A 24676-nucleotide genomic window follows, 5' to 3' on the forward strand; every position below is an offset into this window, starting at 1 on the left:
CGCCTTAGGTCTGTGTCCAGCTGGTAGGGTAGATAGCGTGAGTTGGACAGATGCGATTATGGACCAGGCCCGACAACAGCTTTATATCGACCCAGCCCGCATTCCCATCGTCATTCTCGCGGCTGTAGCGATTTACCTAGTCTTCTTAATGCTAGTAAAGATCTTCGGCTCGCGCGTCCTTGCATCGATGTCAGCGTCTGATGCCGTCGTCATCATCATGTTCGGCGCTGTGGCCGGTCGCGTACTGATAGGACATCCGCCGACGCTTGCAACGGGCATCATCGGTCTTGCTACCTTGATGGCGCTGCAAGCATTCTTCGGCCTTCTCCGCGAAAAGATTGGGATCGGCCATATCATTGACCGCGATCCGATCTTGTTGATGTTTGACGGAACCATTGTCAGCAACGGTCTGCGAAAGTCTCACTTTTCCTACGATGATGTCCGAACTTCGATCCGCAATGCCGGCCTCGGAAGCTTCACACAAGTACAAGCAATGATCCTCGAGCCCTCCGGCGATGTCTCTATTATCCGTGTCGGTACGAAACTCGACCCGGAGATCTTGCAAGATGTACGCGGAGCTCAAGAACTTCTACAAGCACCCAAGCAGGAACCGCACCCTTAGACCCTGCGCCGCTAATGTGCGGAATCTTTTACCTTTGTGAGGTTGGAATTCGCGTTCTCCGCTGGCTGGGACAGGGACAATGGCCAAGTGATTTTCATGTTGCGGGCCCTTAAAAACGAGAAAAGCTGCCATGGGCAATGCCCGGGCAGCTTTATCAGTACCTAAAGATTATTTAAGGTACTTACCAGCGAAGGAGAATACTGCTCCCAATGCGCCGACGATAGCGGTGAAGACGGAGATCCATGCGGTAATCTCGCCGGCATCCAAGCCTTCGGAGGAACTCTTCTCTTCTTCCTTGTTTTCGCCTTCGCCGTCGTTGCCTTCAGGGTTTTCGGCGTCGGTTGCGTCTTCGCCGTCCTTGTTCTCTTCAGGGTCGGCCTTCTTCTCGTCTTTAGACGAGTTGCCGAATGAGCTGCCCTGGAAGAGGTCGCCAACGCTGGAGGTTGAATTCTTTGGTGCTTCTTCAGCGGATGCGACGGAGGTGCCTGCGAAGGCTACTGCTACTGCGGTGGCGCCGGCAACAAGTGCCTTGCGGGGGAAAAGCTTCATGATGAAATCCTTCAGAGGGGTGAAAGTTCGATAGACGTCCTGATAATATCCCGGCGTTCAGGCTTCTGCAACAAAACTCAAAGGTTTTATCAAGAGTGTGATTTGCCACATAAACGCGTGGGGCGCATGTGAAAGTTGACTGGTAGTGGAACTAATTGGTGAAGAATGAAACTACTGAGGGGGTGAATGAAAAATCTCCGTTGGGGGAGTCCAACGGAGATCTTCAGAGAAGCTATTGTGACGGTGTGTGGCTCTAAGCCTTAGACAACGGTCGCGGATTCAATGCGAACTTCTTCGGCAGGAGCGCCGTCGGCGCCGCCGCCTTCAACGCCCTTTTCAGCAATGGCATCGAGAGTTTCCAAGCCTTCATCGGTGATGTTGCCGAAGTAGGTGTAATCAGGAGCCAGGGTGGAATCAGCGTAGTTCAAGAAGAACTGCGAACCGTTGGTATCAGCGCCGGCATTGGCCATGGCGATAGAACCGCGTGGGTAGATGGTTTGAACAGCGGTGTCGTCCATCTCATCGGTGGGGTACTCGTTGGCGAACTGGAAGCCAGGTCCGCCGGAGCCAGAACCGGTTGGGTCACCACACTGCAGCACAGCAAGGCCGCCGGTGGTCATACGGTGACAGATGGTGTCGTTGTAGTAGCCCTGATCAACCAAATCAGTAATGGCGTTGACCGTACAAGGTGCCAGCGAGCGGTCTAATTCCATAGGGATTTCGCCCTGGTTGGTCGCCAAGTTCACGGTAACCGTGCCTTCATTGGAGATATCGTCACCGTTAGGTACGGTGGCATCCTTAGCTGCTTCGCCGGATTCGTTGTACTCACACTGCACGGTAGGCTCCAGTGGTGTTTCACGCTGGCCAGCAAGAGTGATTGCTTCCTGCTCTTCAGGCGGAGTATCCGTCTCCGTGGCGTCTTCAGCGACAACGTCTTCCTCGCCGCTTTGGGTGGCGAAGTAGGTGATGCCACCGCCGATGATCAAAATGGCGAAGACAGAGGCAATAACAACGCCAAACGGGCGCGCCTTTTCTTTGCGGTCGCGAGCTTTAATCTCACGCTCGAGATGGGTGAGGGCTTCTTCGCCACGCTTTTTATTACTACTAGTCACCGGGTGGTCCTTAGCTAGTGGTTGAACAGGTGCAACTGACGCAGAAATTCCTCACTCCATCGACGGGAAAGTGCCATGATGTGCAAGATAATCTGCGCCAAGTATCTCGCACTGATTCTAGCGTGAACCCACCTGGCTAGTTGAAACACCCCGGGGCATGGCGGGAAGTCACCGTGACTATTTGTGGGGAGAGAAAAATAGTTGATGGCGAGGAAGTAAAAACGCCAGTATCGTTTGTGGCATGGCTAATGTAACTTTTCAATCCAATCCAGCACAGACCGCAGGCGACCTTCCAGCAAAGGGCGAAGCGCTTCCAGACTTCACCGTGGTAGGCACCGACCTGTCCGATATCACCCCAGCAGACTACGCAGGCAAGCGCCTGGTACTTTCCCTGTTCCCATCGATTGATACCGGTGTGTGCCAGGCACAGACCCGTGCTTTCAATGAGAAGGCAAACTCCTTGGACAACACCGTTGTTCTTTGCATCTCCAAGGACCTTCCTTTCGCTCTGGAGCGTTTCTGCGCCGCAGAAGGCCTAGACAATGTGGTTGCAGGCTCCGCCTTCCGTTCTTCCTTCGGTGAAGACTTCGGCGCCACCTTGCAGGATTCTCCACTGGCTGGCCTTTTGGCCCGTGGCGTTGTGGTCACCGATGAAGACCACAAGGTCGTCTACGCAAAGTTCGTGGATGAGGTCACCGAAGAGCCAAACTACGATGAGGCATTGGCTGCGCTTTAAGCAACAGCCAACACCAGGCCCATAGCTTCGGCTTTTACTCCGGTTACTCGCTTCGTGCGGGGAGCCGGAGTTTTTCATTTCGCTTTATTTTCTGCTCTGCGCAGGCACAAGATAGGGTAGAGAACATGCAAATTCTCGGTTTTGGGGCAGGTCCATATAAGACGAATACCTATATCGTCGAGCACGATAGCCGTGCGTTTGTTGTCGATCCCGGAATGCACACGATGAATCAGGTCATCGAGCTAAGTCAAGAACATGGCTTTGATATTGAGGCCATCGTGTTATCGCACGGGCACCTAGACCACACCCGGGAGGCCGGGGATTTAGCCAAGCGGTTGAACATTCCCGTTTATATTCATCCCGAGGATGAGTTTATGTTGGACGATGGCACGGGAGCAACGCCGCAGACGCTATTGCTTTTCGATGCCACGTCGATGACCCCCATTGACGATATTCGCCATCTGCACCAAGGTGAGACGCTGAAGCTCCTCGGATTCGAATTCGATGTGCACCATTGCCCGGGACATTCTCCCGGCAGCGTGGTGATCGTCGCCGAGGATTTCGCGTTGACTGGAGACGTCCTGTTTAAAGGCTCCATCGGGCGCACCGACCTGCAGCACTCTGACCCGCAGGCCATGCAAGAGTCCTTGGGTCGGTTGCTAGAAATCTTGGAAGATAAGTTGACGCTGCTGCCCGGTCATGGTCCAACGACGACGATGCGCGCGGAAAGAAAGACCAATGGGTTTCTTCTCAACCTGGGCGATGTAATCTAGAAGCCGTGAGTGATAAGAAGCAGTTTCAAGCCCTCAAGGCACCCAAGGGCGTGCCTGATTACGTTCCGCCGCAGTCCGCGACTTTTGACGCCGTGCGCTCCACTCTTGTGGGACAAGCGTATTTAGCGGGTTATTCACATATTGAACTGCCGGTGTTTGAAGACACCACGCTTTTTGCACGCGGTGTCGGGGAATCCACCGATGTGGTGTCCAAGGAAATGTATACCTTCGCTGACCGTGGCGAGCGTAGCGTGACCTTGCGTCCTGAAGGCACCGCGGGCGTGATGCGCGCTGTTATCCAGCACAACTTGGATCGTGGACAGCTGCCAGTCAAGCTTGCTTATTACGGCCCCTTTTTCCGCTATGAACGTCCGCAGGCAGGCCGCTACCGTCAGCTGCAGCAGGTGGGCGTCGAAGCCATCGGCGTGGATGATCCTGCCTTAGACGCAGAAGTCGTTGCTTTGGCAGACCGCGGGTACCGTGCCTTGGGACTGAGCGAATTCCGCCTCGAGATGACCTCGTTGGGCTGCGGCAACTGCCGTCCGGCCTACCGCGAAAAGCTCCAGGAATTCCTCTTCTCCTTGGACCTGGACGAGGAAACTCGCCACCGCGCGGAAATTAATCCGCTGCGCGTTTTGGATGATAAACGCCCAGAGATGCAAGAAGCGACCGCCGATGCTCCACTCATGCTGGATTATCTGTGTGAAGACTGCCGCGAGCACTTTGAAACCGTGAAGTCTTTGCTCAATGACATGCAAGTGCCGTTTGAGATCAATCCTCGTATGGTGCGTGGCTTGGACTATTACACCAAGACCACCTTCGAGTTTGTTCACGACGGCCTGGGCGCCCAGTCGGGCATTGGCGGCGGTGGCCGCTACGACGGGCTCATGGCGCAGCTAGGCGGTCAGGACCTGTCTGGCATCGGCTTCGGTCTCGGTGTGGACCGCGCCGTGCTGGCCCTGGAAGCAGAGGGCAAGTCCATTCCCGTCGTCGAGGAGCGCGCAGCAGTATATGGCGTTGCCTTGGGCGGCGAAGCTAAAAAGAAAATGGTTTCCATCGTCAACGACCTGCGTCTGGCGGGCATTAGCACCGATATGTCCTATGGCGACCGTGGCTTAAAAGGCGCGATGAAGGGCGCCGACCGTGCGGGTGCGCGTTTCGCTTTGGTCCTTGGTGACCAGGAGTTAGAAAACGGCACCGTGGCACTGAAGGACTTGGTTGCCCATGAGCAAGAAGATATTGCGCTAGACAATATCGTGGAGACCTTGGCCAAAAAGCTTCAGGCCTAGCTCTGAATAAGCTAAGCGCCGTGCTGGTTCAAAATGACAGGCACGGCGCTTTTTGCTGTCATAAGCGTGTGAGCTCAGCCCACGCTTAGCACTCCACGTGGGAGACAGAGATTCCTAAGGTCTTTGCCAAACCACCAAGGGAGGTTTCTTTGTACTTGGTGTGCATATCGCGGCCGGTTTCGGCCATGGTCTGCACGGCATTATCTAAGGTGACGTGGTGTGTGCCTTCACCCATGCGTGCCAAGCGCGCGGAATTAATAGACTTCACAGCACCGATCGCATTGCGCTCGATACACGGAATTTGCACCAATCCACCGACGGGATCGCAGGTCAGGCCTAAGTTATGCTCCAGGGCGATTTCCGCCGCGTTTTCAATCTGGGCAGGCGTTGAACCCAAAATTTCTGCCAAACCGGCAGCCGCCATGGAAGAAGCAGAGCCGACCTCGCCTTGGCAGCCGACTTCCGCGCCGGAAATAGACGCATTTTGTTTGATGATCATGCCGACGGCACCAGCGGTGAGCAGGAAGCGACATGCAGTTTCGCGCGTGAAATCGGGCAGGAAATCGCGCGCGTAGTGTAATACCGCGGGGATAATGCCGCAAGCACCATTGGTCGGAGCGGTGACCACGCGGCCGCCGGCAGCATTTTGCTCATTGACAGCAAGGGCATAAAGGTTGACCCATTCCATCGCAGAAAACCCGGATGCCGGATCATCGCGGTGATCGAGTAATTGGGCATAGAGCTGTGGCGCACGGCGGCTAACCTGCAGGCCGCCAGGCAGAATTCCTTTCGCAGAGATGCCATCGGTCACGCACTCGCGCATAACATCCCACACCAGATCTAAGTGTGCGTTAACTTTCGCAATACCGCCGTCGTCGCGGTGGATGAAGTCTTCATTCGCGGCGACAATCTCCCAGATGGTCTTATCGTGTTCGTGACACAAGGCCAAGAGCTGATCACCAGTGGTGAAATCATAGGGCATGGCATCATCGTTATTTTGTGCTGCGGCCATGCCAGCGGGGACCTCTTGAGTTTCTTGCAGCTGCGCATCTAACTCGGCACGGGAGAGCACGAAACCGCCACCGACGGAAAAGTACTCCATATTGCTGGCAAGTTCATTACCGTCTTTATCCCAGGCACTAAAGATCAGGCAATTGGGGTGTTCGGGAACGGGCTTGTTATTAAACGCAATTGAGTAATTCATACTGCCCGCGGGACCAGAGATCGAGCCTTCGCGGGCAATCAGACTGCCAGCGCGGGGTTCGGCATCGACGGGAACAGTCAGCGGCGTCCAGCCGGCTAGTCCTAAAATGACGGCGCGGTCAGTGGAGTGGCCTTTACCCGTAGCGGATAAGGAACCGCGCAGCTCGGTGTGCACGGTGGCTGGTATGTGGGGCAAAGACTCCACAAAGGTCTTGGCCGCACGCATGGGGCCGACGGTATGTGAAGACGATGGCCCGACGCCGATGGAGAAGATGTCAATGACGCTAATAGTCATCTCAAGACTTCCTTCCTTGTGCAATAGAAGATGAAGCAGGAAAGTAAAACAGCGCAAAACTAAAAAATGCGCACGTATCTATGTGACAGTCTAACGCCCATGGCAAGAATTAATTCGCCATTGGCACTAGATAAATATTCACATCAACGTGCGCATGCTGAGTCAGCGTATTAACGCTGCTCAGCGTCGTGTTTACTTTAGTAAGTCAGACATCGGGACGAAATCATCAGTATCAATTCCCACCCCAGACTTGCGTTTTCTGCCAGTGCTGTGGGAGAAGTCCTTGGCAAGACCTTCGACATGGTCGGGGTTAGCAACGATGAAATTCGCTAATTCCTCAGCGGCGCGAGTAATACGCTGTTCGATGCGTGTGCCTTCGGGAGTGCCAAAGTCCTCGGTCGCCTGGAATACGCCGGTGGGCATCACCATCGCGTGCAAGAACGTCATCAAAGGTCGCAACGCAAAGTCCAGCACCATGCTGTGGCGTGCGGAACCTGCGGTTGCCGCGATGATAGTCGGCATGTCATTGATGCTTTCGACATCCAGGGAGTCGAAGAACATCTTAAACAGCCCGGAATAGCTGCCTTGGAAAATCGGGGTCACCACGATGAGGCCGTCGGCTGCAGAAAGCGTCTTTCTGGCATCGTCAAGCAATGGCGTCTCCGCAGCCATGTTAACTAGTGATGCTGCCAATTCTTCGGCGTAATCACGAGCTTCAATATAGTGAACTTCAATGGCCTCACCGCGCGAGGTAACGGCGCTATCCACGGCCGCGGCAATCTTTTCGCCCAACTGGCGAGTCGATGACGGGGTGGACAAGCCTGCGGTGACAACCGCCAACGAACGCATTATCTATTCAACTCTTTTCATTCAAATAAAGCTGTAGGTCTATCCAGCCTACCCGGTAGAGATAGGCACGATTGTCCTAGGATTCCTCTGCTACCTTGCCCGGTGCGACCTGGAAGTGCGGGTTCTCGCGGTTGGCCTTCAGCGATGCGTGTGACGGTGGGTTGGACGGCACGTGCTCAGGGCGACGTTCTTCCATGCGACGACGCAGCTCCGGAACGATCTGGGTGCCCAGGATTTCGATCTGGTTGAGCACAACTTCCAGTGGCAGACCGGCGTGATCCATGAGGAAGAGCTGGCGCTGGTAATCGCCGACCCAGTCGGCAAATTGCATGGTGCGGTCAATGACCTGCTCCACGGTGCCGACGGTCAGTGGAGTTAGCTCGGTAAATTCTTCCAAGCTGGGGCCGTGTCCGTAGACCGGTGCGACATCGAAGTAAGGGCGGAACTGCTTCTTTGCTTCTTCTTCGGTGTCGGCGACGAAGATTTGCCCGCCGAGGCCGACGATGGCTTGGTCCGCGCGGCCGTGGCCATAGGCTTCGAAGCGGCGACGGTACATGCCGACCATTTGCGCGACGTGTTCTTTATTCCAGAAGATATTGTTGTGGAAGTAGCCATCGCCATAAAATGCTGCTTGCTCTGCAATCTGTGGCGAGCGGATGGAACCATGCCAGACAAATGGTGGGACATCATCGAGTGGGAACGGCGTAGAGGTATATCCCTGCAGCGGGGTGCGGAATTTACCTTCCCAAGAAATGTTCTTCTCGCGCCATAAACGGCGCAGCAAGTGGTAATTTTCAATCGACAAAGGGATACCTTCGCGGATGTCCTTGCCAAACCATGGGTACACCGGACCGGTGTTGCCGCGGCCCATCATCAAATCCACGCGCCCGCCGGATAGGTGCTGCAAGAAGGCGAAGTCTTCGGCGATCTTCAGTGGGTCATTGGTGGTAATCAACGTAGTCGATGTCGACAGGATGAGATTTTCTGTCTGCGCTGCGATATAACCCAAGTGCGTGGTGGGCGAGGAGGGCACAAACGGTGGATTGTGGTGCTCGCCCGTGGCAAAGACGTCCAGCCCTACTTCCTCGGCCTTAAGCGCGATCTGGGTCATGGAATTAATGCGCTCGTGCTCGGTCGGGGTCTTGCCGGTTAGCGGGTCTTGGGTGACATCGCCAATGGTCATGATTCCAAATTGCATTTTCAGAGTCCTAACTTTGGGTGCGCGGAGGAGTTTAACTTCAAGCTTTAAGTGTTTACGAAGTGTAGCTTAACATATCTATGACATGTCAACAAGAAGTGGCGGAATCTATTCCATACTTAAAGAATCAATTAAAACCGCGAGGTCAGATGAGGTGATGATCCGTAATGGGCGTTGGTTGCGATTGCCTGTCTCCGTGACGATGGCCGCGTAGGGGAGCCGGCCATTCTTATCGGGACTAATCAAGGCATCGACTGCTTCTTGCGCTGTAGTTTCGCGCGCTAGAAATACCGCCTCATCGACTTTGTCCACCATGGCTAAAACATCACCGATGGTGCGCGCATCTAGCGTGTTATTATCCGCCAGATCACGAGCCACCCACCGGGAGATGGTGTTGGTGGTCAATAGCTGGACAAATTTATTGTCCTCATAGACGGGGATCTGCGCATAACCTTGCTTGCGGATTACGTGCAAGGCCTCGGAAATGGCTGAAGATGGAGTCAGACTCACGACGTCAGTGGGCTGAAGGATGCTGAGTGCAATGGGTGGGTCCATTAATATCCCGCGCAACATTTCAATATCTTCCACGACCACCGGATGCGGCTCGGCTATCGGCTCGCCATCGTGGTAGCGGCCGTGGGAGATGGCGTTGCGAAGATTTCCATAATCTTTGAGCACTTCGCCCTGCCGGCGTGAGAGCAGGTGCTTGTCCACGGCGCGGTCGACCATCCACCAAAAAGAATCAGAGCGCTTGGCATCGAGCGTAATACGCAAATGCGTTTCAATATCATTAAATGCGGCCAAGAAGGGGATAGCCCGGCTTTGATAGTCCGCGGCATTAGTCCGGGACGGGAGTTCTTGCTCTTGTGAAGAAGGCGTCATGGACTTGAGGTTACCGATATTTCCTCGTGCTGCGCCGGCGTCGAACTACTGGTGAGGTGGACTTATGTAGCTGTTTTGACGCTTTAGGAGTTGTAAACCCCGCGCTCGAGGAAGTCGCATGATGCCATGGAACCTTCGTTATAGCCGGTCAGGAAAGCATCCTGGCGTTGCTGGGAGCTGCCGTGAGTAAAAGTATCGGGACGAATCTCCCCGCCGGAGCGTTGCTGGATATTGTCATCGCCCACCGCGCGGGCAGTATCTACTGCTGTGGCTACTTGCTCCGGGGTGATTGGCTCCAATAGTGCATCCTCGCCCTTATCAGCGTGCGATGCCCAAATTCCGGCGTAGCAGTCTGCCTGCAACTCAATTTTGACAGCGTTGGAATCTGCACCGGGGTCGTTATAATTCGACAACCCTAGGGTGCCTTCAAGCTGCTGCACGTGATGGCCAAATTCGTGGGCAACGATATACATCTGTGCCAATGGCGCATCGGAGCCGCCTAATTGCTCGAGCTGTTCAAAGAACGAGACATCAAAATAGGCAGTTTGATCGCCGGGGCAATAAAACGGGCCGGTGGCTGAGGATGCCGCACCGCAGCCAGTCTGGGTGGCATCGCGGAAAATATTGCGACCCGGTTCCGTGTAGTCAATGCCAGCCTGCTGGGGAAGTACCTCGGCCCACACGTTATCGACGGAAATGCCGGTGTAATCAACGCGGCAATCGGCATAAGTATTGCCATCTTCCAAGGTTTGGCAGTGTGCCAAGGCGTCGGTGCTTTCCTCGCCGCCTTCGATCGCCGGCTGTGACTGGTCTTGTCCGCCGAAAACGTCATCGATTTGCGACGGGCTACCGCCCAAGAGAAGGAAAAGACCGACCAACAACACTGAACCAAGACCACCGCCGGCAGCGATCATGCCCCCGCGGCCTCCGCGACCGGACGAAGCGCGTCTGCCCTGCGGAACGGAACCCTTTTTGAATGTCATGAGCTGATCATGCCACAGCAAAGGACGAGAAATATGGTGACGCAAGAAGATTTTTCAAAGCTGTGACAAAGAAATTGCGGCCTGGTTGCTCGAACACAGGCTCGTGGGCGAGCGTCGAAGAAGATTGACCCCCTTCGGCGCTGGGGACAACGAAGGCGAGTAGACTTGGGCCGTTCATGTCTTCTTCGAGCTTGTCGCGCGCGCTGTCTACGCAAGGCGATGCTCGGGGAAGTGGTTGCATATCTGAAAGGAATGAACACTAACGTGTTGCGTACACACCTAGCGGGCGAACTCCGCAAAGAGCTCACCGGCGAAACCGTCACCTTAACCGGTTGGGTTTCCCGACGTCGTGACCACGGCGGCGTTATCTTTATTGACCTGCGCGACCGTTCCGGTCTCGCCCAGGCAGTATTCCGCGAATCTGAGGTAGCAGAGCAAGCTCACGAGCTGCGCTCAGAATTCGTCGTGAGGGTAACTGGCGTTGTGGAAGCTCGTCCAGAAGGTTCTGAAAACCCGAATCTGGCATCTGGCGAGATCGAACTCAATGTCACCGAGCTTGAGGTGTTGAATAAGTCAGCAGCACTGCCATTCCAGATTGATGACCCATCGACCTCTGGCGAGGTGGGTGAAGAAGCACGACTGCGCTACCGCTACCTCGACCTGCGTCGCAAGGCACAAGGCGATGCATTGCGCCTGCGTTCTGCAGCGAACCGTGCTGCCCGCCGCGTGCTCGATAACCACGAGTTCACCGAGATTGAAACCCCAACGCTCACCCGCTCGACCCCAGAAGGTGCGCGTGACTTCCTCGTGCCAGCACGGCTTAAGCCAGGTTCCTGGTACGCGTTGCCACAGTCGCCACAGCTGTTTAAGCAGCTGCTCATGGTCGCCGGCATGGAGCGTTACTATCAGCTAGCGCGTTGCTACCGCGACGAAGACTTCCGCGCGGACCGCCAGCCAGAATTTACCCAGCTGGATGTCGAGATGTCCTTCGTGGACCAAGAAGACGTCATTGCCTTGGGCGAAGAGATCATCGCTGAGCTGTGGAAGCTCATTGGCTATGAAATCACCACGCCAATTCCACGGATGACCTACGCCGATGCCATGAAGTACTACGGCAGTGATAAGCCGGACCTGCGCTTTGACATCAAGCTTGTAGAGTGCACCGACTTCTTCAAGGACACCACCTTCCGCGTATTCCAAAATGAATATGTCGGCGCTGTTGTGATGGAAGGTGGCGCGTCCCAGCCACGTCGCCAATTCGATGCTTGGCAAGAATGGGCAAAGCAGCGCGGTGCAAAGGGCCTTGCTTATATCACCGTTGCAGAAGACGGCACCCTCGGCGGCCCAGTGGCGAAAAACATCACTGACGCTGAGCGCGAAGGAATTGCAGAGCACGTCGGCGCAAAACCTGGCGATGCCATCTTCTTCGCCGCAGGTGATACCAAGTCGTCCCGCGCGCTGCTGGGTGCAGCACGTGGTGAGATCGCACGCAAGAATGACCTCATTAAAGAAGGCGACTGGGCATTTACCTGGGTTGTCGATGCGCCAATGTTTGAACCAGCAGCAGAAGCAACCGCATCTGGTGATGTCGCACTGGGCAACTCCTCCTGGACTGCCGTGCACCACGCGTTTACTTCTCCGAAGCCTGAGTGGTTGGACTCGTTTGATGACAACCCAGGTGAAGCAACCGCATATGCCTATGACATCGTGTGCAACGGTAACGAAATCGGTGGCGGTTCCATCCGTATCCACAACGCTGAGGTGCAAAAGCGCGTATTCAACGTCATGGGTATCGGCGAGGAAGAAGCACAAGAGAAGTTCGGCTTCTTGCTGGATGCATTCCAGTACGGCGCACCACCACACGGTGGCATCGCCTTTGGCTGGGACCGCATTGTCTCCCTGCTCGGCGGCTTTGACTCCATCCGCGATGTCATTGCCTTCCCGAAGTCGGGCGGCGGTGTCGACCCACTGACGGACGCGCCAGCTCCAATTCCTGCACAGCAGCGTAAGGAAACTGGTGTTGACTTCAAGCCTGAAAAGGCTAAGTCCAAGGAAGAAGACAAGGCGAAGGCCTAAACAAACCCTCTCCCGGGCACCGGTTTCTACCCGGTTGCCCGGGCGCTGAATTTAGCAGTCGAAAACACTATTTTCCACCACAAAGCTATTACAGTGGTAGTAGTGGTTTCACACCCAAGGAGAAGACCGTGAATCTGGAACAACAACAAGTCGTCGACATTGCTCAGGACTTGCTGTCGCGGCGATTTGGCGGTCAACAAAAACTCTCCGAAATTGAGCGGCTTTCTGGTTCCGGTCACGCGATTGTCTTACGCGCTCGCGTAGCGTCCTCGCCATTTCTGCAGCAGCGCACGGTGGTGCTCAAGCACAACCCGCCAACCGGGCACGCCATTGATGATGTGGCCTTTATTAGTGAAGTCGTGGCATATCAATTCACCACGTCACTGTCGGAGGACACTCGGCCCGGACCAGTGCTGCTAGCGCATGATATTGATCAGCGTATTTTGGTCCTGACAGACTTGGGCGATTCCAATACTTTGTCGGATACTTTGATCAAGGCTGATGATGAAGAACGCATGCAGGTAATTCGCGCCCTGGGCACCGAATTAGGGCAGATGCATGCCGATACGGCAGGACGTGAGCCGGACTTTGAAGCATTAGCTAACCGGGTAATCCGCAACCAACCGGATATTGTCAATCACCAATTGCGTGCAGAAGCGCTGCACAACTCCATCTACTTGGGCTTGGAAGTCCTAGAGCGCGCAGGGCTTACCCCACCCGAGGAAGTCACGCAGTATGCCAATGCTTCGGCCGCGACATTGCTCAGTGGGAATGAACGGGCGTTTACACCCTTTGACCTGTCCCCAGATAACATCATTGTCTCGCAGAAGATTTCCTTTCTTGATTATGAATGGGCGGGCTTCCGCAACGTCGGTTTTGACGTCGCTTGCGTGATTGCTGGATTCCCACAATTTCTCTTCGCACGTCCCATTTCAGATGACGAGGCCGATGTCTTTGTGCACGCATGGGCGCGCGAGGTCGTGGAAACCTGGCCACGTTTCGGTGAAAGTGAAGAGCTTAACCGCTTGATTGTCCGTTCACTGATCGGCTGGGCGTTATCGAGCGTTGCTACGATGTACACCGGTGGAATCGAAGAACTCGCAGCTTTTTCTTCCGAGAACCGGGAAATCGATGACCGGATCGCCAACTCTTTGTTGCGTCCGAGCAGCGACACTCCGTTTAGCGAAGATGAGCTGTTGATTCGCCGCGATCTCTTTGAGACTTTTGAATCTCTGCATCGCTTTGCAGCTCGGCGCGGACGCGGTACGTATGCTGAGGAATATCAGATCATCGGAGATTTCAGCCAGCAAGTGGCAGAACGACTTCAGGAAATTTATCCCGGAAATTATCACCAGATCTAATCGTTGGGCTCTCGTGCTGGCCGAAGCGCTTAGATTGTTGGATTCTCGTCTTAAGGTTAGTAGGTAGACATGGCCCAGGACTCGCTATTTCCCACGAGCTCTTCTATCGGCTCGGAGGGCGAATCTGCATCTGGCATCACTGGTCGCGGTGGATCGATGTTTGCATCCCACAGTGGCTCGCCGCTGGCAGCACGCATGCGCCCGCAACAATTGGACGAAGTGTTGGGACAAGACCATTTGCTTGCTCCCGGAAAGCCCTTGCGCCGATTGGTGGAAGGCTCCGGTGAAGCCTCCGTTATTTTGTATGGCCCGCCCGGTACGGGCAAGACCACCATCGCGTCGTTGATTGCCTCAGCAATGGGGCAGAACTTCGTGGGCCTATCAGCGCTGGATTCTGGTGTGAAACAAGTCCGTGAAGTCATCACGCATGCCCGCCAAGAAGCTATCCGGGGTGTGCGCACGGTGCTTTTTATTGATGAGGTCCACAGGTTTTCTAAAACCCAGCAGGACGCTTTGCTGGCTGCTGTTGAAAACCGCACCGTCTTGTTGGTAGCGGCGACGACGGAGAACCCGTCCTTTTCGGTGGTGGCACCACTATTGTCGCGTTCTTTGTTGTTGCAGCTTAATTCTTTGGAACCGGAACACATCAGTGAACTCATTGATCGCGCCATCGAGTCCCCACGAGGATTAGATGGGCGCATCACGATCGCTGATGATGCAAAGAAGCAGCTGACGATGCTCGCTGGTGGTGATGCCCGCCGGGTGCTGACTTACTTGGAAGCTGCCGCGGAAACGGCCGAAGATGCTGCAAGCGAAGATACCGCCACCGACTCCGAGGCGGAGGACCACACTGGCGCGGAGACAGAGCAGCCAGAGGCTGCGAAGCCGGTGTTGACCTCGGAAATCTTGAATGCCAGCGTCAATCGTGCGGTGGTGCGCTATGACCGCGACGGCGATCAGCATTATGACGTGGTCTCAGCGTTTATTAAATCTATTCGCGGATCGGATGTAGACGCGGCGTTGCACTATCTAGCCCGCATGGTCGAAGCAGGGGAGGACCCTCGCTTTATCGCGCGGCGGCTGATCGTGCATGCGTCAGAAGATATTGGCATGGCGGATCCCACGGCCTTGCCCACCGCAGTTGCAGCCGCACAGGCGGCGCAGTTGATCGGGCTGCCGGAAGCGCGCATTCCGCTTGCCCAGGCAGTGATTCATTTGGCCACAGCACCGAAATCCAATTCAGTCATGCAAGCAATCGCTGCCGCACAAGAAGATATTGCTCGCGGGAAAATTGGGCATGTCCCACCGCACTTGCGCGATGGGCACTATGAGGGCGCGCAGCGCTTGGGAAGTGCCGTGGGCTATCAATTCCCGCATGATGATCCACGCGGTGTGGTCGGGCAGCAGTACTTGCCAGAAGAGCTTGTCGATGCCCAGTATTACCACCCCACGAATCACGGCGCGGAAAAACGTATTCAGGAATACCTGCCGCGTCTGCGCAATATTGTGCGCGATGATAAAAACGCTGGTCGGGGCAAATAAGATTTTCTCGTCTGAAAATCCTGCCCCGTATTCCGAACTAGCGCACAAGGCGGGTAAAGTCTTGTGTGTTAAGTCCGCGCTGTATAGAGACTGATAGAGTGCGGGCGAAAGATTTAGTTCAGTAGTAGTTGTTTTATCGCTGCCAATTGATACAGCAGATAGATGCAACCGATAGATATCAAAGGACACTGCACAGTGAAGACTCATGAGATTCGCGAACGGTTTACCCAACACTTCGTCAATAGTGGACATGAAGCGGTACCGAGCGCCTCATTGATTCTGGATGATCCGAACCTGCTGTTCGTCAATGCTGGCATGGTTCCTTTCAAGCCTTATTTCTTAGGTCAGCAAAACCCGCCTTATCCCAATGGTTTGGCAACCTCTATCCAAAAGTGCGTGCGCACCTTGGATATTGAAGAAGTAGGCATCACCACTCGCCACAACACCTTCTTCCAGATGGCGGGCAACTTCTCCTTTGGCCAGTACTTTAAAGAAGGCGCCATTAAAAACGCCTGGGCACTGCTGACCAATTCCGTTGACGACGGTGGCTTTGGCCTAGAGCCAGACCGCCTGTGGGTCACCGTCTACCTCGATGACGACGAGGCAGCTGATATTTGGCACGACAAGGTCGGTGTACCCAAAGAGCGCATCCAACGCATGGGCATGGAAGACAACTACTGGTCCATGGGCGTTCCAGGGCCTTGTGGACCGTGTTCAGAGATCTACTACGATCGCGGCCCAGAATATGGTGTCGAAGGCGGCCCAGAAGCGGATGATAACCGCTACATGGAAATCTGGAACCTCGTCTTTATGCAAAATATCCGCGGCGAAGGCGACGGCAAGGGCAATTTCGAGATCCTTGGTGAACTGCCCAAGAAAAACATTGATACCGGTATGGGCGTCGAGCGCGTGGCCTGTATCTTGCAAAATGTCGACAACGTCTATGAGACCGACCTTCTGGCACCGGTAATCGCCGAGGCAGAAAAGGTCACCGGCGCGAGCTACGAAGACCCAAAGGCAGAGCGCATCAACGATGTGCGCTTCCGCGTGATTGCAGACCACTCTCGCACCGCCATGATGCTGATTTTGGATGGTGTTACTCCATCCAATGAGGGCCGTGGCTATATCCTGCGCCGTTTGGTTCGCCGCATTATCCGTTCCGCACGTCTGCTGGGAGCACAGGCAGAGGTCTTGGAGCGTTTCATGAACACCATCATGGACACCATGGAGCTGTCGTACCCAGAGATCGCGCAAAACCGCGAGCGCATCTTGCGCGTTGCTCTCAATGAAGAGAAGTCTTTCTTAAAGACCTTGGAGTCGGGTACCCACCGCTTCGATGAGGTCGCTGCTGCAGCGAAGTCACAGGGCAAGACCGTGGTTAAAGGTGATGAGGCTTTCGAGCTGCATGACACCTACGGTTTCCCGATTGACCTGACGTTGGAGATGGCTGCCGAAGCCGGACTCGACGTTGACATGGATTCCTTCGATGCTGCGATGGCGCAACAGCGCGAGCGCGCTAAGGCGGATAACCGCGCGAAAAAGCACGGCCATGCTGATGAGACTTTGTACCGCGAGTGGGTAGATAACCAACCCACCATCTTTACCGGCTATGAAGAACTGGCTTCTGATGCCAAGGTCATCGGCCTAGTTCGCGATGGTGAAAAGGTCACCTCTGCGGGTGAAGGCGAGCAGATTGAAGTCATCTTGGACCACAGCCCGCTGTATGCGGAATCCGGTGGACAGATGGCTGACCGCGGTCGCATCTTTACTGGCGGTACCGTCTTGGACGTCAATGACGTGCAAAAAATCGGTAAGAAGCTGTGGGTGCACAAGGCAACCGTGGCATCCGGTGGTCTGGATTTGGGCTCGGCAGTAACCGCTGAGGTCGATCAACAATGGCGCCACGGTGCGACCCAGGCGCACACCGCAACGCACCTAATTCACGCTGCGCTGCGCCAGGTTCTTGGCCCAACGGCTGTGCAGGCTGGTTCGTTGAACCGTCCGGGCTACTTGCGCTTTGACTTCAACTACACCGAGCAGCTCAGCGCGGATCAGTTGGATGAGATTGCTCTTATCGCCAACCAGGCAGTCGACTCCGACTTGGCTGTCAACACCATTGAAACCTCACTCGAGGAAGCCAAGGCCATGGGCGCAATGGCTTTGTTCGGTGAAAACTACGGCAACAATGTCCGCGTAGTGGAAATCGGTGGACCATTTTCCATCGAGCTGTGCGGTGGTACCCACGTTGCACATTCTTCCCAGATTGGTCCCGTATCCGTGCTGGGTGAATCCTCGGTGGGCTCAGGCGCGCGTCGTATTGAGGCCTACTCCGGCATGGATGCGTTTAAGTACTACTCCAAGGAAGCAGCGCTTGTCGATGCCGTGTCGAAGGACCTCAAGGTTCCTTCCGATGACCTGCCGGGCCGTATCGCAGCGCTGACCGACAAGCTCAAGCAGGCCGAAAAAGAAATTGCCAAGCTGCACCAAGCTCAGCTGCAGGCCAAGTCGGCGGAGTTTGTCGCTCAGGCCCAAGACATCAATGGCTTTAAGGTGCTGACCTTGGATCTGCCACAGGGTGTTGCTGCCGGTGACCTGCGCACGCTCGCCACTGACTTGCGCAACCGCATGCAAAACGAGGATGCGATCATCGTTCTCGCAGCAGCTAGTGGTGACAAGTTGCCATTTATCGCAGCTGCGACGAAGTCCGCTGTGGCACGCGGTGTGAAGTCCGGGGACATCGTCAAGCTCTTTGGCGAATATGTCGATGGCCGCGGTGGCGGCAAGCCGGATATGGCTCAAGGCGCTGGCAATAATCCTGGCGGTGTGGAACAGGGCTTTGCAGCTGTTCGTGACTTCGCCGACAAGCTATAACGAAAGCCAATAGACCGATGGCGAAAGTTTCACCAGATTCCCCAGGCGTAGATGATCCCGGCTCCGGCCGGCGTCTTGGCTTAGACGTCGGTACGGTCCGCATCGGCGTCGCTGTCTCGGACAGGGATGCGCGCTTGGCGATGCCCGTGGAAACCGTGCCCCGGGAAACTGGACTGAAAGACTCCGACAAGGCGGACATCGATAAGCTGCTGGCGATTATCTCGGAGTACGCCATCGTGGAAATTGTGGTGGGATTACCCCGCGATTTGCAGGGCAACGGCTCGGCGAGCGTGAAGCACGCCAAAGAGATTGCTTTTCGTCTCAAACGCCGTTTGAATAAGCCTTTTGCGACCGATCCCACCCCGCCACACCCGGTGCCGGTGGTGCGTATGGGCGATGAGCGACTTACTACCGTCGCAGCGACCACGGCGCTACGTGCGTCGGGGGTAAGCGAAAAGAAGGGCCGCGCGGTAATTGACCAGGCTGCAGCGGTAGAAATCCTGCAATCCTGGCTCGATGGGCGAGTAGTCGCCTTGAAAGATTAAGGTGGATAAGTCACTACGCCGTTTCCCAGCGTTATCTCAGAATTGACGCTAGGATATCTCAAAAAGGTAACGATTTATCGGTATGCCTGCTCGCTTAACGAACATTGAGCGACTACTGTGGTGGCGTTAATACTTGTAGATGGCAACATTGTGAACCACCGTCAGGCATTTACAATGCAAACGACCCCAAGGAGCCGTAACCTTCGTGAGCCACAAAGATCCTCGACTGGCCAAATCCATGAAGCCAGTTCATGTCAAGCGCCGCCAACGCGGACTTGCGGTACTGATCTCTTCTTTCGTGTTGATCATCGGAGCCGTGGTCTACATTGCCATCCGCGTGATAAGCGGTAGTGGTGGCGAATCAGACGGTAACGACTACCAAGGTGACGGCAATGGCACCGTGGAGCTCGTGCAGATTCCTGAGGGCTCGTCGATCTCACAGCTGGGCCCGGAGCTGGAACAGCGCGATATCGTTAAATCAGATGGCGCCTTCCAGGCTGCCGCAGCTAGCAATATGGATGCCGGCAATATTCAGCCCGGCTTTTACCGCCTGCAGGGCCAGATGAGCGCCAGCTCAGCTGTGGAGGCACTGCTGAACGAAGAAAATCGCGTGGACATGCTGGAAGTTCAGGGCGGTTCGACGCTGATGGATATCAACGTCCTGGGCGGCGATACCCGCTACGGTATCTACTCCTTGATTGAGGCGGTGACCTGTAATGATGGTCAGTGCGTGAAGAAGGAAGAGCTCGAAAACACCGCTGCCACGGTTGACCCTGCGCAGTTGGGTGCTCCCGAGTGGGCTTTGGACGATATTCGTGCTCGTGGCGATGACCCAAAGCGTATCGAAGGTCTGATTGCTCCGGGACAATACGTTTTGGATCCGCATATGAACGCGGAAGAAATCCTCACCGACCTGATTACTCGTTCCACCGAGCGTTACAACGAGACCGGTATTGAAGACCGTGCCCGCGCTATCGGCATTACCCCGTATGAGCTTTTGACCTCTGCCTCTTTGGTTGAGCGCGAAGCACCAGCCGGTGAATTCGATAAGGTAGCGCGCGTGATTTTGAACCGCTTGGATGAGCCCATGCGCTTGGAATTCGACTCCACGGTTAACTACGGCCTCGAAGATGTTGAGTTGGCGACCACCGATGAAGACCGCGAAAAGGTCACGCCGTGGAATACCTACGCGATGGATGGACTGCCTGAAACCCCAATTGCATCGCCTTCCGAGGAAGCCATCACCGCGATGGAAAACCCAGCGGAAGGCGAGTGGCTCTTCTTTGTCACCATCGATGATCAAGGCACCACGGTCTTTACCAATACCTTCGAAGAGCACCTCGAGCAGGTAGATCGCGCCATCGATTCTGGCATTCTAGATACACAACGCCCATAGTTTTATTTCCGGTTTACAAGGAGCTTTGAGGTTTTATGCCACGCGCAGCGGTCTTGGGTCAGCCCATTGCCCATTCCATGTCCCCAATTCTGCACACCGCAGGGTATAAGGCTCTAGGGCTGGACGATTGGTCCTATTCGCGCATTGAAACCGATGCGCAGACGCTGCCCGACATCGTGGGCGAAGTCGACGATGACTACCGTGGCTTTTCGGTCACCATGCCAGGAAAGTTTGCGGCGCTGAACATGGCGACCGAGGTGACAGACCGTGCGCGGCTGATGGGCTCCGCTAATACGTTAGTGCGCATCGACGGCGGCTGGCGCGCGGATAATACTGATACCGAAGGTGTTGAAGGAGCGCTGACGGAATTGCTCGGCCGAGCAGATGGCATGCGCCTGCTGGATTCTTTCAAGCCTGCACCGCGTGCCTTGCTTATCGGCTCGGGCGGAACGGCACGGCCGGCCTTGTGGGCCTTGGCCCAGCGCGGTATTAAGCACATTGATTTGCTCAACCGCACCGACCGTCGCGAAGAGCTCACGCACTTGATGGACGAGCTCGACCTGGAGATTTCCCCGGTCACCTATGATGACAATATTGCAAGTATCGCGCAGCGTGCAGAAGTAATTGTCTCTACCGTGCCCTCACCGGCTTTGGAAGGGCACCACAAAGCGCTGGCGTACGCGCCGATTCTGGATGTCATCTACGATCCGTGGCCAACGCCGCTGACCGTGCATGCTGCCGCCGATGGCTACCCGACGGTGGGTGGGCACCGCATGCTGGCCTATCAATCATTTAGCCAATTTGAGCAGTTCACGGGCCATAAAGCTCCCCGCGAGGCCATGTTTGATGCCTTGCATCACTACATGCGCGATAGAAACGTCAATAGACTGTACTAGTAACAAGCTCGGGTACACGCCTCGTACCGTAGGAGCACTGGGCAACATACTTGGGGGAGTGTGTCTGTGACTAGCTGGTTCTCGTCGTTTCTTTTACTCATTGCGCTTGTGTGGGCGCTTGTACTGTGTGTTTATGATATCCGGCAGCGACGGTTGCCGGATTTTCTCACGCTACCGGTCGGGGGCCTGGCCCTTGCGTGGATTTTATCGACCCTGCAGTGGGTGGGGCTCTGGGGGCTTATCTGGCCGGTGCTGTATCTCGTGCTCGCGGTGATAAGTCACGGCCACGGCATGGGCGGCGGCGATATCAAGTTGGCGGTGCCCTTGGGCATCGTTATTGCCGTTTACGCGGGCGTCGTTGCCGTGATGGTCGCAATAGCCTTAACCGCTGTTGTGGCCGTGGTGTGGGGCATGGGTCTGCGATGGAAGGGGCATCGACAAGCACTGCGATTTTCTGACCCACCGAACGGTCCGGCCATGCTTTTAGCCACCGCGGTGGTGATTTTTACACCACTGTAGGGGGAGTGCTGAATCAAACCTGGAGGCAAATGGTTCATTGCGGCTGCCCCCGTGTGATAATGGTTGGCATGCTTCGTTGGACTACTGCAGGAGAATCCCACGGCCAGGCGCTCATTGCGATGCTTGAGCATATGCCGGCTGGTGTACCCGTTGACCGTGATGAAATTTCATTCCAGCTCGCTCGTCGTCGCCTCGGCTATGGCCGCGGTGCGCGCATGAAGTTTGAGGCGGATGAATTGACGCTGCTGACAGGCATCCGTCATGGCTATACCCTGGGCAGCCCGATTGCCATCATGATTGGCAATACCGAATGGCCAAAATGGACCACCATCATGTCCCCAGAAAAGTTGGACATGGATGATCCCGAGGTCGCTAAAGCCATGGATTCCGGACGCGGTGCACCGTTGACCCGTCCACGTCCCGGCCACGCGGACTTTGCGGGCATGATCAAATACGGACATTCCGAAGCGCGCCCTATTTTGGAACGTTCCTCGGCGCGTGAAACCGCTGCACGCGTTGCTGCCGCCACCGTCGCGCGCAGCTTCTTGCGCGAGTGCCTGGGCGTCGAAGTGCTCTCGCATGTGATCTCCATTGGCCGCTCGGAGCCTTATGAAGGCCCAGCGCCGACCTTTGATGCATTAGATGCCATCGATGAATCCCCGGTGCGCGCATTCGACCAGGCCGCAGGCGAGTCGATGGTCACCGAGATTGAAAAGGCCAAAAAGCAAGGCGATACCCTCGGTGGCATCGTAGAAGTAGTTGTAGATGGCCTGCCGATTGGCTTGGGCTCACACATCTCCGGCGATGACCGCCTCGATGCCCAGTTGGCTGCTGCGTTAATGAGTATCCAAGCGATCAAGGGCGTAGAAATCGGCGATGGCTTTGAAGAAGCACGTCGTCCAGGTTCCGAAGCTCATGATGAAATGGTGCGCACCGATGATGGCGTGGACCGCTTGAGCAACCGCGCCGGCGGGCTCGAAGGTGGCATGACCAATGGCCAGCAGCTGCGCGTGCGCGCGGCCATGAAGCCTATTTCCACGGTGCCACGTGCGCTGAAGACCGTGGATATGGCAAGCGGTAAAGCTGCAACCGGCATCCACCAGCGCTCTGATGTCTGCGCTGTCCCCGCTGCCGGCGTGGTTGCCGAGTCCATGGTGGCTTTGGTGCTTGCGCGTGCCGTGCTGGATAAATTTGGCGGCGACAGCCTTGCTGAGACCAAGCGCAATATTGCTGCTTACCAGGAATACGTCGCAGAACGTTTGGCTTTCGACCAGGACAATTGATCATGACTCTTACCAATATTCCACCGCAGCCAACTGCTGAAACGCGCCCGCGCGTTGTGTTGGTCGGTCCTCCCGGTGCTGGCAAATCCACCATCGGCCGGCGCTTATCGCGTGCTTTAAATGTGGGTCTCGTCGATTCTGACGAGCTCATCGAAGAAGCTGAAGGCACCTCCTGCGGTGAAGTGTTTGCCGGTTTAGGCGAGCCGAAATTCCGAGAGATTGAGGCCGAGCACGTCGCCGAGGCGCTGCAATCTGACGGCGTGGTTTCGCTCGGCGGCGGCGCAATTTTAACGGAATCAACCCGGCAACTCTTGGTCAACCACGTGGTGGTGCTCGTTGATGTCTCCGCAGAAGAAGGCGCACGCCGAACCGCCCGCGAATCCACCCGCCCGGTGCTCGCAGCTGATGACCCTGCTGAACACTACCGCCAGTTGTTGGAAGAGCGTCAGCCTTTATACCGGGAGGTGGCGAATTTCCGCGCGCGCACCGATGACCGCACGCCACAGCAAGTAGTCGGCGATATCCTCGGGTTCCTCGAGACCGTGTGCTCCTAAGAGGCTTACACCTACCCGCCACAATGGATTACCCAGTTTGAAAGAAAGGCTTTGCCCACCATGACCACAATCGCAGTGAACGGACCTTCGCCCTACGAGGTGGTCATTGACCACGACCTCAACGCGGGCATCGCTAAGCATGCGAAAGCAACCGGTGCTGACAAGGTGATGGTGGTCCATCAACCCGCCATTGCTGAACCAGCCGCTGAGCTTGCCGAGCAATTGCGCGCGGAAGGTCTGTACGTCGTGGTGGAAGAAGTACCTGATGCCGAGGCCGGCAAGCAGGTGGAAACCCCGATTAGGCTATGGGACCGGTTGGGGGAAGAAAATTTCTCCCGCACGGATGCCATCGTCGGCCTCGGCGGCGGAGCCGTAACAGATATGGCAGGTTTTGTGGCTGCTACCTGGATGCGCGGCATTAAAGTCATCCAGGTGCCCACGACCTTGCTGGCGATGGTTGATGCCGCAGTCGGCGGCAAGACCGGTATTAATACCTCGGCTGGTAAAAACCTCGTGGGCGCATTCCACGAGCCATCGGCCGTCTTTATCGATTTGCAGCGACTGCGCACGCTGCCGGCGCAGGAGATTGTTGCCGGCTCTGCCGAAATTATTAAGACTGGTTTCATCCTCGACCCAGTTATCATCGAGCGCTATGAACAAGACCCCGCGGCGTGTATCGACCCGGAGGGATTCCTGCCTGAACTTATTGCGCGCTCTGTCGCGGTCAAAGCCAAGGTCGTGGGCGAAGACCTCAAGGAAGCCGGCCTGCGCGAAACTCTAAACTATGGCCACACCTTCGGCCACGCGGTGGAGCTACGCGAGAACTACCGGTGGCGCCATGGCAACGCGGTTGCGGTGGGCATGATGTTCATCGCACAGCTTTCTTACGCACAGGGGCTTATCGATGCCGACGTGGTCGCTTTGCATGAGCGAATCCTGCGCAATATTGGCTTGCCCACCACCTATGAGCCAGGACATTTTGACGAGCTTTACCAGGCTATGACGCGCGATAAGAAAAACCGTCACGGCAACCTGCGCTTTGTGGCGTTAACCGGTGTGGGAAACACCACCCGTTTAGAGGGGCCCAGCGTGGAGAATCTGCGTGCGGCCTATGATGTGATCTCGAGCTAAAAAATTCACCC

22 protein-coding genes are annotated in these 24676 nt (G+C 55.8%); 15 read left to right on the forward strand and 7 right to left on the reverse strand.

Features of this window, described 5'->3' with window-relative positions:
- The first annotated feature begins 58 nt into the window (after positions 1–58).
- Positions 59–622 (forward strand): DUF421 domain-containing protein, encoded by a 564-nt coding sequence (locus tag CAMM_RS06270; protein ID WP_003845659.1) that lies wholly within the window; start codon positions 59–61, stop codon positions 620–622.
- Between the two features lie 168 nt (positions 623–790).
- On the opposite strand, the gene CAMM_RS06275 is transcribed toward CAMM_RS06270, so the two are convergent.
- Together CAMM_RS06275 and CAMM_RS06280 are read right to left on the reverse strand one after the other, a co-directional pair.
- Positions 791–1171 (reverse strand): hypothetical protein, encoded by a 381-nt coding sequence (locus CAMM_RS06275; RefSeq protein ID WP_003845661.1) that lies wholly within the window; start codon positions 1169–1171, stop codon positions 791–793.
- A 260-nt stretch (positions 1172–1431) separates the two neighbouring features.
- Positions 1432–2283: a peptidylprolyl isomerase gene (locus CAMM_RS06280; RefSeq protein ID WP_003845662.1), complete on the reverse strand. Its 852-nt coding sequence runs from the start codon at positions 2281–2283 to the stop codon at positions 1432–1434.
- Positions 2284–2524: 241 nt separating this feature from the next.
- On the opposite strand from CAMM_RS06280, the gene tpx reads away from it, so the two are divergent.
- The 3 genes from tpx to hisS all read left to right on the forward strand — a co-directional run bounded on the left by tpx (position 2525) and on the right by hisS (position 5081).
- On the forward strand, positions 2525–3019 hold the full coding sequence (gene tpx / locus CAMM_RS06285; protein WP_003845665.1) for a thiol peroxidase: 495 nt from the start codon (positions 2525–2527) through the stop codon (positions 3017–3019).
- Positions 3020–3144: 125 nt separating this feature from the next.
- Positions 3145–3792 carry an MBL fold metallo-hydrolase gene (locus tag CAMM_RS06290; protein ID WP_003845666.1) on the forward strand — a complete coding sequence of 216 codons (648 nt, stop codon included), beginning with the start codon at positions 3145–3147 and terminating at the stop codon, positions 3790–3792.
- Between the two features lie 5 nt (positions 3793–3797).
- Positions 3798–5081 (forward strand): histidine--tRNA ligase, encoded by a 1284-nt coding sequence (gene hisS, locus CAMM_RS06295; protein ID WP_003845668.1) that lies wholly within the window; start codon positions 3798–3800, stop codon positions 5079–5081.
- An 85-nt stretch (positions 5082–5166) separates the two neighbouring features.
- On the opposite strand, the gene CAMM_RS06300 is transcribed toward hisS, so the two are convergent.
- From CAMM_RS06300 to ypfJ, 5 genes are all read right to left on the reverse strand, one after another.
- Positions 5167–6579, reverse strand: coding sequence for an L-serine ammonia-lyase (locus tag CAMM_RS06300; protein ID WP_003845670.1), 1413 nt, complete (start codon positions 6577–6579; stop codon positions 5167–5169).
- Between the two features lie 192 nt (positions 6580–6771).
- Positions 6772–7428, reverse strand: a complete 657-nt coding sequence (locus tag CAMM_RS06305) for a CE1759 family FMN reductase (RefSeq protein WP_003845672.1) — start codon at positions 7426–7428, stop codon at positions 6772–6774.
- Between the two features lie 76 nt (positions 7429–7504).
- Complete coding sequence (locus tag CAMM_RS06310; protein WP_003845674.1) at positions 7505–8626, reverse strand: CE1758 family FMN-dependent luciferase-like monooxygenase; 1122 nt, start codon at positions 8624–8626, stop codon at positions 7505–7507.
- Between the two features lie 108 nt (positions 8627–8734).
- The gene (locus CAMM_RS06315; protein ID WP_003845675.1) at positions 8735–9508 is read right to left on the reverse strand and encodes a CBS domain-containing protein; all 774 of its coding nucleotides are present in this window, start codon (positions 9506–9508) and stop codon (positions 8735–8737) included.
- An 83-nt stretch (positions 9509–9591) separates the two neighbouring features.
- On the reverse strand, positions 9592–10491 hold the full coding sequence (gene ypfJ, locus CAMM_RS06320; protein ID WP_075761527.1) for a KPN_02809 family neutral zinc metallopeptidase: 900 nt from the start codon (positions 10489–10491) through the stop codon (positions 9592–9594).
- 264 nt (positions 10492–10755) lie between these two features.
- On the opposite strand from ypfJ, the gene aspS reads away from it, so the two are divergent.
- The 11 genes from aspS to aroB all read left to right on the forward strand — a co-directional run bounded on the left by aspS (position 10756) and on the right by aroB (position 24665).
- A complete protein-coding gene (gene aspS, locus CAMM_RS06325; protein WP_040354524.1) occupies positions 10756–12567 on the forward strand; it encodes an aspartate--tRNA ligase in 1812 nt (603 codons plus the stop codon).
- Positions 12568–12695: 128 nt separating this feature from the next.
- Entirely contained in the window at positions 12696–13928 is a 1233-nt protein-coding gene (locus tag CAMM_RS06330; protein ID WP_003845682.1) for a hypothetical protein, read from the forward strand.
- A 69-nt stretch (positions 13929–13997) separates the two neighbouring features.
- Positions 13998–15470, forward strand: a complete 1473-nt coding sequence (locus tag CAMM_RS06335) for a replication-associated recombination protein A (protein WP_040354526.1) — start codon at positions 13998–14000, stop codon at positions 15468–15470.
- A 195-nt stretch (positions 15471–15665) separates the two neighbouring features.
- Entirely contained in the window at positions 15666–18341 is a 2676-nt protein-coding gene (gene alaS, locus CAMM_RS06340; RefSeq protein ID WP_040354528.1) for an alanine--tRNA ligase, read from the forward strand.
- 17 nt (positions 18342–18358) lie between these two features.
- The gene (ruvX, locus tag CAMM_RS06345) at positions 18359–18886 is read left to right on the forward strand and encodes a Holliday junction resolvase RuvX (protein ID WP_075761528.1); all 528 of its coding nucleotides are present in this window, start codon (positions 18359–18361) and stop codon (positions 18884–18886) included.
- Positions 18887–19124: 238 nt separating this feature from the next.
- The gene (gene mltG / locus CAMM_RS06350; RefSeq protein ID WP_003845689.1) at positions 19125–20282 is read left to right on the forward strand and encodes an endolytic transglycosylase MltG; all 1158 of its coding nucleotides are present in this window, start codon (positions 19125–19127) and stop codon (positions 20280–20282) included.
- Between the two features lie 35 nt (positions 20283–20317).
- Positions 20318–21178, forward strand: a complete 861-nt coding sequence (locus tag CAMM_RS06355) for a shikimate dehydrogenase (RefSeq protein WP_003845691.1) — start codon at positions 20318–20320, stop codon at positions 21176–21178.
- Between the two features lie 66 nt (positions 21179–21244).
- Complete coding sequence (locus CAMM_RS06360; protein WP_003845693.1) at positions 21245–21697, forward strand: prepilin peptidase; 453 nt, start codon at positions 21245–21247, stop codon at positions 21695–21697.
- Between the two features lie 59 nt (positions 21698–21756).
- The gene (gene aroC, locus CAMM_RS06365; protein WP_003845695.1) at positions 21757–22980 is read left to right on the forward strand and encodes a chorismate synthase; all 1224 of its coding nucleotides are present in this window, start codon (positions 21757–21759) and stop codon (positions 22978–22980) included.
- 2 nt (positions 22981–22982) lie between these two features.
- Positions 22983–23534: a shikimate kinase gene (locus CAMM_RS06370; protein WP_050759797.1), complete on the forward strand. Its 552-nt coding sequence runs from the start codon at positions 22983–22985 to the stop codon at positions 23532–23534.
- A 60-nt stretch (positions 23535–23594) separates the two neighbouring features.
- Positions 23595–24665, forward strand: coding sequence for a 3-dehydroquinate synthase (gene aroB, locus CAMM_RS06375; protein ID WP_003845698.1), 1071 nt, complete (start codon positions 23595–23597; stop codon positions 24663–24665).
- Positions 24666–24676: the final 11 nt, after the last annotated feature.

Source organism: Corynebacterium ammoniagenes DSM 20306 (genome assembly GCF_001941425.1).
GTDB classification, from domain to species: Bacteria; Actinomycetota; Actinomycetes; order Mycobacteriales; family Mycobacteriaceae; genus Corynebacterium; species Corynebacterium ammoniagenes.